The organism is Actinomadura livida (genome assembly GCF_014648675.1).
Classification (GTDB): Bacteria; Actinomycetota; Actinomycetes; order Streptosporangiales; family Streptosporangiaceae; genus Spirillospora; species Spirillospora livida.
On sequence record NZ_BMRO01000027.1, the window covers coordinates 8,470 to 19,230 of the forward strand.

9 protein-coding genes are annotated in these 10,761 nt (G+C 70.2%); 1 reads left to right on the forward strand and 8 read right to left on the reverse strand.

Annotation, left to right across the window (positions count from 1 at the left end; genetic code table 11):
- Nucleotides 1-509 precede the first annotated feature (509 nt).
- From IEZ03_RS38760 to IEZ03_RS36300, 8 genes are all read right to left on the reverse strand, one after another.
- Nucleotides 510-929 carry a TadE family type IV pilus minor pilin gene (locus tag IEZ03_RS38760; protein ID WP_281399909.1) on the reverse strand — a complete coding sequence of 140 codons (420 nt, stop codon included), beginning with the start codon at nt 927-929 and terminating at the stop codon, nt 510-512.
- An 11-nt stretch (nt 930-940) separates the two neighbouring features.
- Nucleotides 941-1,135, reverse strand: a complete 195-nt coding sequence (locus IEZ03_RS36270; RefSeq protein ID WP_229808803.1) for a DUF4244 domain-containing protein — start codon at nt 1,133-1,135, stop codon at nt 941-943.
- A gap of 90 nt (nt 1,136-1,225) precedes the next feature.
- The gene (locus IEZ03_RS36275; RefSeq protein WP_229808804.1) at nt 1,226-1,777 is read right to left on the reverse strand and encodes a type II secretion system F family protein; all 552 of its coding nucleotides are present in this window, start codon (nt 1,775-1,777) and stop codon (nt 1,226-1,228) included.
- 877 nt (nt 1,778-2,654) lie between these two features.
- Entirely contained in the window at nt 2,655-3,377 is a 723-nt protein-coding gene (locus tag IEZ03_RS36280) for a type II secretion system F family protein (RefSeq protein ID WP_229808805.1), read from the reverse strand.
- Nucleotides 3,374-4,525, reverse strand: coding sequence for a TadA family conjugal transfer-associated ATPase (locus tag IEZ03_RS36285; protein WP_184890014.1), 1,152 nt, complete (start codon nt 4,523-4,525; stop codon nt 3,374-3,376). Before IEZ03_RS36285 ends, IEZ03_RS36280 begins: the two co-directional genes overlap by 4 nt.
- Nucleotides 4,526-4,861: 336 nt before the next feature.
- On the reverse strand, nt 4,862-5,938 hold the full coding sequence (gene ssd, locus IEZ03_RS36290) for a septum site-determining protein Ssd (protein ID WP_184890016.1): 1,077 nt from the start codon (nt 5,936-5,938) through the stop codon (nt 4,862-4,864).
- 1,137 nt (nt 5,939-7,075) lie between these two features.
- The gene (locus IEZ03_RS36295; RefSeq protein WP_184890018.1) at nt 7,076-7,693 is read right to left on the reverse strand and encodes a pentapeptide repeat-containing protein; all 618 of its coding nucleotides are present in this window, start codon (nt 7,691-7,693) and stop codon (nt 7,076-7,078) included.
- A 10-nt stretch (nt 7,694-7,703) separates the two neighbouring features.
- The gene (locus tag IEZ03_RS36300) at nt 7,704-8,495 is read right to left on the reverse strand and encodes a Fic family protein (protein ID WP_184890020.1); all 792 of its coding nucleotides are present in this window, start codon (nt 8,493-8,495) and stop codon (nt 7,704-7,706) included.
- 232 nt (nt 8,496-8,727) lie between these two features.
- Between IEZ03_RS36300 and acs the strand changes: the two genes are divergently transcribed.
- Nucleotides 8,728-10,695 carry an acetate--CoA ligase gene (gene acs, locus IEZ03_RS36305; protein ID WP_184890022.1) on the forward strand — a complete coding sequence of 656 codons (1,968 nt, stop codon included), beginning with the start codon at nt 8,728-8,730 and terminating at the stop codon, nt 10,693-10,695.
- Nucleotides 10,696-10,761: the final 66 nt, after the last annotated feature.

Sequence of the window (10,761 nt, forward strand, 5' to 3'; positions counted from 1 at the left end):
CCATCCCCTCGGCCCATCCCCTCGGCCCATCCCCTCGGCCCATCCCCTCGGCCCATCCCCTCGGCTCGGCCCTTGGCCGTCCCCTCGGCTCGGCCCCGTTCAACTCCGCCCCTCGGGAGCAACCCACCTCCCGCACCGGCAAGTTGGGCATGGGCATTGACGCTGACGATCTAACTGCAGGCCCCCGTCGGCGCTCGGTCCCTCCACTGGGTTCGTTCTCTTGGCCCGGCCCCTTGGCTCGGCCGCTGGCTCAGTCCTGGCTCCTGGGCTCGTTGGGGACCTAGCTCCTGGTCGACATCAATGCCGGGGACCGCCCATGAGTTCGGCGGCGGCACAGGGGCGGCGGGCTCCTGTGGGTGATTGCAGTGCTTGGGACGTTGCTGTGGTCAATCGCTGCGGGGTCGCTGCTCGGGCTGCGCTGTTGGGTTTCATGCAACGCCTGGACCAGGCGGCCACGCGAGCTTTGGCTGCAGCGACACTCCACAGGAGCCCGATGCCATGGGCGGGCCTCATCTGGGGCCGCCCGGCGAATCTGGTTCAGGGGTTGGTCGGTCGGTGGCCTCCTCAGGGCCTGAGATAGCTGGTCGGGCATCGTCGGGTGGGACGCCTGGTTCTGTTGCGGCGGCTACGTGAGCTTGGACGGTCAAGGGTGGGAGCGCGGCTGCCGCAGGGGGTTTGACGGGGACGGAGACGTCCACGTGGACGGTGGCGCCGTCTTGGCTCACCCGGACCGTGGCACCATCTGGGACTGCCTCCGCCACGCGTTCGCGGACGGCGGTCAGAGACTCGCCCCTGGCCGCGGCGCGGGCACCGGTTCGGGCCGCGTCCGTGCAGGTGAGTTGGACGGACGCGGCCGTCAGGCCCCACAGTGCAATCGCCGTGACCAGGACGAGCGTGGGGAGCGCCACGGCGATCTCCGCCGTGGCCATCCCGCGATCCCTCAGCCCGCCAGTTTGAGGGCCTTCTCGATGATCTGTAAGAGCAGCTCCTTCACCTGCGGGCTGGTCACGATCTTGAACAGGAGGCCGGCGAACGCCGCCGCGGCGATGGTGCCGACCGCGTACTCGGCCGTGGACATGCCGCGGTCTCCGCCTCTGTCGGCCCATCGCCGCTTCACCATCTGTATCGCCCGCATGGGGCTCCTTTCGTTTGTGGTTCTCCCTAGAGGCTGCTGGGCCCCGGGGCGGAGTAACGAGGGAACGCCGCATTGTGGATAACTCCGGTTTCACCGCGGGATGAGGATCGTCGAGGCGATCCCGGCGATGGCCGGGACGACGCCCAGCAGGACGAAGGCGGGAAGGAAGCACAGGCCCAGTGGGGCGAGCGCGCGGATGCCCGCTGCCCGCGCTCTGGCCGCCGCCGCGGAGCGCGCTACGCGTCGCTGGTCTCGGGCTAGGCGGCTTAAGGACGGCGCCAGCGCCGCGCCGGTGGACGCCGCGCGTGTGGCTGCGCGGGCCAGCGGGGCGAGCATCGGCTCCTCCGCTAGCGCGAGCCACGCGTCAGCCGGGTCGGCCCCTAACCGAATCTGGACGGAGACTGCGATCAACTCGTCCCCGAGCGGGCCGCCCACCGCTTCCGCGACCGCTGCGACAGCGTCGTGCCATGGGGCGCCTCCACGCAGGCAGGCTGCGAGAAGGTCAACCGCCACGGGCAGGTCGGCGACGAGGCGCGCCCGCCTGCGCTTGCGTTCCGCGTTTCCTAGGCGGCCGAAAGAGAACCAGACGGCGACCGCCGCCAGTAGACCGATCAGTGCGCCGGGCAGCCCGCCCAGCGTCACCAGGCACAGCACTCCCGTCGCAGCCGCGGCAACGCGCCGAAGGAGGACGTCGCTCCGCCCCATCCCTTCCGCAGCTGGTTTGGCACTCGACTTCCGCCGGTCAGCCGCGCGCTCGGTGCGATGACCCGGTGATGTGTCCGGACGGTACGTCCGGTGGGCGGCTCCGTCCTCACCGAAGCTAGGCGCCCCGAACGACGAAGGCCCTCTCGCCCGCTCCGCATCCACCCCACCTCCGGAAGCGAGCCGGAGGGCCCGGCCCGTGGACGCCAGCATGGGCCCCTCGTGGGTGGTCGACCAATCAGGCTCTCGTCCCTCCCGAGCAGTCCCGTTTCCACGCCCGGATCCGCGGGACCACGAAGGCATTGCCCTCCCCAGGGGCTCGTTTGTGGTCACACGAAGCCGCACATCCGCCGGTTCCTGGGGGTTGGGGCTCGGCTTGCGGGCGGCGGGGGCCCTGGACCACGGGGTCAATGTCTTCTGTGTGATCAGGTCTGTGTGTCGTTCCTTCTCGTATGACCGCTCGTGAGGGGGCTTCTGTGTCCTGCGTTGGTCGCCTGCGGGATGACGCGCTGGTAAGGGGTACTTGGGGGTTCGGAACTGCTCGTTCAGGCGTTGTACGGCTGGGATCGGACCTCGAGGCAACAGGAAGGCCGACGCTGCTGCAAACAGCACGGCCATGAACGTCGTCATCCGAACTCCTTGGTGTGGCCTGCTTAGTGCGTGGACGAGACGCAGTGCATCGCCTCGGTCGAGCTACCTGGGTGGACGGGCGAGGATCGGGACGGATCGGGGCCAACACTCGACCTGCACCTCGGCAGCACCGAACCGCCGTTCGCCCGCTCCGTCTCGCCTCGCCTCGCCTCGCCTACGAGGCCGGTCACACGGCGGCGGTTTTGGGTTTTGTGTTGGTGGGGGACTCGGCGGATTGGGCTAGGTGGTGGGTCCAGTAGAGGCCGGTCAGGTTCAAGGTCGTACCGGTGATTAGGCAGGCCAGGCCGGGGAGGGTGCCGAAAAGGAACGGGATCGGGTGCGCGCCCAAGGCCGACGCCATGGCCAGGCCCAGTAGCGGTAGTGCGGCTAGGAGCCGGGCTGTTGCGCGCGGGCCTGCCAGTTGAACGGATACGTCCTGGCGCTGTGCCTCTTCGTCGCGGAGGGCCGCGGCCAGGCCGTCCAGGACGGCTGCGAGGGTGCCGCCGCGTTCGGAGCCGATGCGCCAGCAGGCCGCCAGAAGTCGCAGCCCTTCCGCCCCGGGCCGGGACGCCAGTTCCTCCAAGTGGTCCGGAGGCGGGCGAGGGATGTTGAGGAGTTCCTTGGAGACGTGCGGGTCGAGGACGGTCGCGGCTGCTGTGAACGCCTCGTCCGGGGTTCGGCCGGCGGCCAGTTCGGCGGCCATCGCATCGCACAGCTCGATGACCGACGTGCGCCATCGTTGCGGACGGGTCCTGCGTTCCTTGAGCGCCTCGGCCTTGGACGTGACGTAGTGGAGCGGGGTTTTGGTTGGGCGGCTTGCGAGGCGGTCCAGGCGGATGACTGCGGGAGAAGGGGTCAGGAGTGTCCAGACGGCGGCCGCCGAGCAGAGGGCCGCCAGCGCGAGGATCACGTGGTGCCTCGCAGCCTTGTGAACAGAGAGTCGGCGTCGGAGGACTGGACAATTCCGCCGGATGGGGTGAACGAGACCGCGGGGACGACACCGACCAGGCCGTCAGGTGCTCGACGGAGGCGGCAGATCTCCGCCACGCGGCGGCGGCCTCCACCCGGGTCGCGTACCAGGTGCACCACGAAGTCCAGGGCTGCGGCGAGCTGGCTGTGAACGGCCTCGCGGGTCAGCCCCGCCGCGCAGGCCAGCGCTTCGAGGCGGGCCGGTACGTCGGCCGCGGTGTTGGCGTGAAGGGTGCCGCAGCCGCCCTCGTGCCCCGTGTTCAGCGCTTGCAGCAAGACCACCACCTCCGGGCCTCGAACTTCGCCTACGACGAGGCGGTCGGGGCGCATGCGGAGTGCCTGGCGGACGAGGTCGTTCAGGTTCACACCTCCCGCGCCCTCCATATTCGGCGGTCGTGCCTCCAACCGGACCACGTGAGGGTGGGACGGTCGCAGCTCGGCAGAGTCTTCGACCAGGAGGAGTCGTTCGGTCGGATCCGCTAGCGATAGCAGCGAGCTCAAAAGGGTGGTCTTGCCCGTTCCCGTTCCGCCGGTAATTAGGAAGGCGGCTCGGGACTTGATCAGGCCCGCGAGCAGGTCGGCGCCCTCGGGCGGGACGGTTTCGGCGGCGACCAGTTCGTCCAGCGTGAAGGCGCGGCGGCGGGGGAGCCGCAGGGAGAGACAGGTTCCGGTTGCCGCCACGGGCGGGAGGACCGCGTGCAGCCGCACCCCGCCGGGGAGGCGCGCGTCGGCGTAGGGGGCTGAGTCGTCGAGGCGGCGTCCGGCGGCTGCGGTGAGGCGCTGGGCGAGGCGGCGCAGGGTGGGCTCGTCCGCGAAGCGCAGGCCGGTCCGGACGAGGCCGGAGCCCGTGTCGACCCAGACCTCGTCCGGGCCGTTCACCAGAACGTCTGTGACGTCTGGAGACCGTAGTAACGGTTCCAGCGGCCCCGCGCCGACGAACTCGGCGTGTAGTTCGTCGGCGAGCGTCAGGACCTCGCGATCGCCGAGGAGTCGTTCCTCCGCGCGCAGGGCCGCGGCGACCCGGCCGGTGGTCGGCTCGGCACCGGAATCGGCCAGCCGATCCCGAATGACGTCAGACAGCCTCGTCATACGGCCTTGTCCTCCTGTTCTGGTCTGGGTGGTGGGGGTAGCGGCGGACGGCCAGCCGTTCTGGCCGGGTGATTCGGTCGTTTCGGCTCTGCACACCCACTGGTGGCGGGCGCCGTGGTCTCAGCCCGGTGGCTCCGCCAGGTGGACGCGGGCGGCGACCCGCCGGGCGGTGGTCTGCCGGGCGCTGGTCTGCCGGGCACTGGTCGCGGGGGAACGGGTGAGAAACGCGTGGGCAGGCAACTTCCCCGTGCGGGCAATGCAGGTGGTCTCGCCGCGCGGACGATGCAGGCAGCCCCGGCCCGCGGACGGCGCAGGCAGCCCCGCCAATCTTTGGTGTTAGGCGGCTTCTTCTCGGTAGGCGTAGGGCTGTAGGGCCAGGTCGGCGAGGATGGTGGAGCAGAACTCGGTGAGTGGGCCTCGGCGGCAGGCTCGGGCCAGGTCGCCTTCGTCTATGGCGGCGGGGAGGCGGCGGTCGCGTTCGAACGTGCCGGCGGAGGGCAGGTCCAGTGCCCGGGTGACGGCGTCGGCGGTCAGGCCGCCGGGGGCCGGGCCCTGGACGACCAGGCGGACGTCGGCGGTGTCGCGGCGGAGGGTTGCGGCGAGGCCGTCGGCCGCGACCGTCGCGCGGACCTCGGCGGGGACGAGCAGGAGCGTGGTGTCGGCCGACCGCAGCGCCGCGCGGCCGACGTCGCCCGGGTAGCGGGGCACGTCCACCACGACGAGGTCGAAGCCGCGGACGGCGGCGTCGACCAGGGAGCTGACCGCGTCGTCGGAGACCGGCACCGGTTCCCCGCGCCTCCACGACAGGACGGACAGGTCGCCTGACCGCGGCAGCGTCTCCCGCAGCGTCGCGCTGCTCAACCGGCCCCGCCGTTCGGCGAGGTCATGCCAGCGGACGCCCTCATGCTCCTCCAGCCCGAGCATCAGGTCGACGCCGCCGCCGTACGGGTCGGCGTCCACAAGGAGGGTGCGCAGGCCCTGCCCCGCGGCGGCCAGACCGAGTGCGGTGGCGAGCACGCTGGCTCCGGCACCGCCCCGGGAGCCGACCACGCAGAGCGTGGTGGCCCAGCCGCTCTCGGGTTCGCCGGCGGCGGCGAACGCGTTGATCAGCCAGTCCTCGTGGTCGGGCAGGAGGGCGACGTCCCGGGCTCCGGCCTCGACGGCCAGCCGGTACGCGTCGGACGTGGCGTCGCCGGTGACGAGGACGACGCCCGGGCGGCGCTGGAGGCCTGCGGACGCCACGTCCTGGGCCGAGTCGGCGCCCACGAGGATGAGGGACGGCCACGTCCAGGCGGCCCTGGCCTCGTCGGCGCCGTAGGCGACCTCGGCGTGTGCGTCGGCGGCGGCCGCAAGCCGGAGCAGGCCGTCAGCGAGGGCGGGGTCGCCCGTCACGATCAGTGCCGCGAGATTCATCGGTGGCTCCTTCGACGTTCGGAGACACCACCTTGCGACGCTGCGTGACGGCATGGAAGACGTTCCGCGAGCTGTGGATAACTTCGGCGGGCGCGGGGGCTGCTGGGGCGCCGGGCGTGATCACCATGCCGTGCAGTTCGGCGAGCGGGCCTGCGATCCGGGAGGGGCCGGCCGGGCAGGGCGGGCGTCTCGGTGCGGCAGTCGGGCGTCCATGCGCCTGTGACGCGTTGGCGTACAGGGCGGAGGAGGACGCGGTGTCCGGTACGTGGCGGCCCGGTGTCGGAGTCTCGGTCGGCGGCGGGGCGGTGGCAAGGGGGGTTTCGCCACCGCCCCGGCCGCTGACGCTGGGCGACCCCCGCCGGGGGGGGAGAGCGGGGGTCGCCTGACGGTCCGGCTCCGGGGGGGTAGAGCCGGCCCGCTTTCCCAGGAAAGTCTCGGGGAGTTCGGCGTAAGCCGTACGCAAGCTCGCTCTATAGCAGAGGCAAACTTACTGACTCCAGTCTAGGCAGTTACAACATATGCTGCCCAACGCTTGGGAGTTCCGTCGAGATCAATCGCGCCCCGTTTGGTGACGATTTTTCTCACCAGGTTGGGACGATCCCCTCCAGACCGTACCCGCAAGGCGCCGCTGCCTTGACAGAGGGCCCCGTTCCCGCGAGCACGGCGAGTGCATCGGGACGGGAGTGGGAGCGTACAGGAGAACTAAAGATCTTTCCCGCCACATCGCGGATCCGGCCGCCAAATGGAAGCGATCACGGTGCGTGATCAATTTTGCGACCCGCGAGGTGGTTACGGATAGTCCGGAATGGCGGGTTACATCCCGAGTTGACCCCACAAGGCAACGGGTGTCCCGTCCGGCGCGCAAGCGGGGAGCGGGCCGGGATTTGCGAATGGGGGGCTTGTCAGCAGGCCAAATGAGGCGTAGACAGGTCATACGGACCCAGTGTCCGAGCACGGCAGCCGGGCACCCACGCGCGATCAGCCGCGGGAGGCGCGTCGAGACGGGCTTGACCCGCTCCGACGAATACAGGTGCACGCTTGGTAACCCGGTGTGACGTGGCTGGCGGCGGCGCTCTGCTGAGGGCGCCGTTCGCTTTGTGCCATCGGCGAAGCCCCGGCACTCCCCTGGGCCCCGCCCTAGTCGCGGACCTCAACCCCCAAGGCCCTGGCCAGGATGACGGCCTGGTACGGGTCGATCACCGCGCGCCTCAGTTCGACGGTGAGCGGATCCATCCCCGATATGTCGCTCCCCCGTAGGTCGCAGCCGGAGAAGTCCGCCCTGTGGAGTGACGAACCCGACAGATCGACACCGCGAATCGAGGCCCCCGCGCACCGCGCTCCGGTGAGGTCGGCTTCGCGCATCCGCACATCGGTGAACGAAGCGCGGCGTAGGTCGGCACCTGGAAGACCCGTGAACGACCAGTCACCGCCCTCCACCTTCAACAGGTCGTACGTACAGCGGTCGAACAGACTGCCAACGAGCTTGCATCCGCTGAAGGTCGCGTCAAAGAAACCGCACCGGACGAACGTGCAGTTCAGGAACGCGGCATCCGTATGAGTGGACGCGTGGAACCGCACACCGCGGAACGTGCAATCGGTGAAGGCCGCACCCGTCCCACTGGCCTCGGTCATGTCAACGTCCACGAACAGAACACTTGTGTGTTGCTCGCCCGTCAGGTCACGCGAATCCCAGTTCACCGACGAGATGGTCGTCTCGGTGGGCGCCGCCGGCCTGCCATGCATCCGATCCGCCATACCGCGATCCTCAGCCGCGCATGAGTGCTTCGCAGATGGCCTGCGAATCACGTGCCGCCGCGGCCACCGCCTCCGCGCAATGTCCGATCCACTGGGCCACGCCCTCGGAAGTGCCGGACGAGTAGGCCCGGAGTGCCTCGGCATAACCGTCGGCGAGTTCCAGGTGCCCGACCTCTGGGGCGACAAGTGATTTGGGGTCCAGGCCACGGGCGACGTAGGTGAGTCTTTGCGCGGCACGAGCGACGACCCCGTCTCCCCAGCCGAACGGACGCAGAGTGAGCAGTTCGCCGTGCACGATGGCGCCGACCACCAACGCCGGTGCCTTCGTCGGTTCCGTCAGCAGCCCGCTCAGCGCGTCCAGGCGCAATGCCACTTCGGGCGGCGACGGTGCCTCGCCAAGGCCCAGAACGTCCTTCACGGTCCCATCGGCTGAGCGCGGACGTCCGAGATCGGCGCTGTCCACCGCGTCCGCCGCCGCGAGGACGTGGAGCCGCGCGAGGGCCTGCCGGGGCGCTCTACGCCAGGTGTCCGTCAGCGTCCCCAGCTCCGCCGACACGCGCAGCGCCCCCTGGACGGCGGGGTCGGACGGGTTCTCGGTGGTGCGCAGCTCATCGAGCGTGACCGAGCCGCCGTCGAGGACGGCCGAGGCCCTGGCGCCGCGCAGTGCGGACTCCGTGGACACCTCCGCGCTGCGCCGCCGCAGGATGCGGTGGCCGAGCAGCCGGTCCACGGCACGACGCGCGTCGTCGACGGCGTCGGAGACGCCGGGCAGGTTCGCTACATCAGCAAGGGCATCGGTCACGGCCCGACTTTATGCGGTCCCCCACCACGCCCATGCAAGGCCCCACGGCCAGGGAACTGAACGGCGATTCCGGAGGGACAGCCTGGGAAGTGGTGTATTGGGCATCCGTCAACACCGTCCGCCGGTCACGCTGTTCTCCGCCATCCGGAAGGGTGGCCTTGTGGGACCGGGGACCTTCCTGGTGAAGTGGGGATGCCGGGCGACCCCCGCTTCAGCTAGCAAGGAGTGCGCGTTGAGCCAGAGCCAAGAAACACTGTCGAACCTGCTGCAGGAGACACGGCGCTTCTCCCCGCCCGCAGAGCTCGCCGAGTCGGCCAACGTCAAGGCCGAGGCGTACGAGCAGGCGGCGGAGGACCAGCTGGGCTTCTGGGCGGAGCAGGCGGACAGGCTCACCTGGACGAAGCGCTGGGACCAAGTCCTGGACTGGAGTAACCCGCCGTTCGCGAAGTGGTTCGTGGGCGGCGAGCTGAACGTCGCCTACAACTGCGTTGACCGCCACGTGGAGGCGGGCCACGGCGCGAAGGTCGCCTACCACTGGGAGGGCGAGCCCGGCGATTCCCGTACCCTCACCTACGCCGACCTCCAACGCGAGGTGAACAAGACCGCGAACGCGCTGCTGGAGCTGGGCGTCCGCAAGGGCGACCGGGTCGCGATCTACCTGCCGATGATCCCGGAGCTGCCCATCTCGATGCTCGCGTGCGCGCGCATCGGCGCGACCCACTCCGTCGTGTTCGGCGGGTTCTCGTCCGAGGCGCTCCGCACCCGCATCGACGACGCGCAGGCCAAGCTCGTCATCACCGCGGACGGCGGGTTCCGGCGCGGCAAGCCGTCCGACCTGAAGGGGATCGTGGACGAGGCCGTCGCGCAGACGCCGACGATCGAGCACGTCCTCGTGGTGCGCCGCACGGGCGAGCAGGTGACGGAGCACGACCGCGACCTGTGGTGGAGTGACGTCGTCGACAGGCAGAGCGACCAGCACACCCCCGAGCCCATGGACGCGGAGCACCCGCTCTACATCCTGTACACGTCGGGGACGACGGGTAAGCCCAAGGGCATCCTGCACACCACGGGCGGGTACCTGACGCAGTGCGCGTACACCCACTGGGCGGTGTTCGACCTCAAGCCGGAGAAGGACGTCTACTGGTGCTCGGCCGACATCGGCTGGGTCACCGGGCACTCCTACATCGTGTACGGGCCGCTCGCCAACGGCGCGACGAGCGTCATCTACGAGGGGACCCCGGACACCCCCCACAGGGGTCGCTGGTGGGACGTCATCCAGAAGTACAAGGTGTCCATCTTCTACACCGCGCCCACGGCGATCCGGACGTTCATGAAGTGGGGAGACGACATCCCCGCCCAGTACGACCTGTCGTCCCTGCGCGTACTGGGGTCGGTCGGTGAGCCGATCAACCCCGAGGCATACGTCTGGTACCGCAAGCACATCGGCGGTGACCGTACTCCGGTCGTGGACACGTGGTGGCAGACCGAGACCGGCGCCATCATGATCAGCCCGCTGCCGGGGGTGACGGAGTGCAAGCCGGGCGCGGCGATGCGCCCGCTGCCGGGGATCGCCGCGGACGTGGTGGACGACCAGGGGCAGTCCGTGCCGAACGGCGGCGGCGGCTTCATGGTCGTCAAGGAGCCGTGGCCGGGGATGCTCCGGACGATCTGGGGCGACGACGAGCGCTACATCAAGACGTACTGGTCGCGTTTCGAGGGCCTGTACTTCGCCGGGGACGGCGCCAAGAAGGACGCGGACGGCGACATGTGGCTGCTCGGACGCGTGGACGACGTCATGCTCGTGTCCGGGCACAACATCTCCACCACGGAGGTGGAGTCGGCCCTGGTCGCGCACCCGAAGGTCGCCGAGGCGGCCGTGGTGGGCGCGACCGACCCGGTCACCGGGCAGGCGATCGTCGCGTTCGTCATCCCGCGCGGCGACGCCGACGGCGACGTCGAGGGCGAGGAGTTCCTGAAGGAGCTGCGCGACCACGTCGCGAAGGTGCTCGGCGCGATCGCCAAGCCGCGGCAGATCATGATGGTCCCGGAGCTGCCCAAGACCCGCTCCGGCAAGATCATGCGGCGGCTGCTGCGGGACGTCGCGGAGAACCGCAGCATCGGCGACGTGACCACGCTGGCCGACAGCACGGTCATGGACCTGATCTCCGAGAAGCTGCCGGCCGCGAAGTCGGACGACTGACCACGGCGAAGACCCAGGACTGACCCGCGAGGCGGCCCGCGCCCGGTGCACCACCGGGCGCGGGCC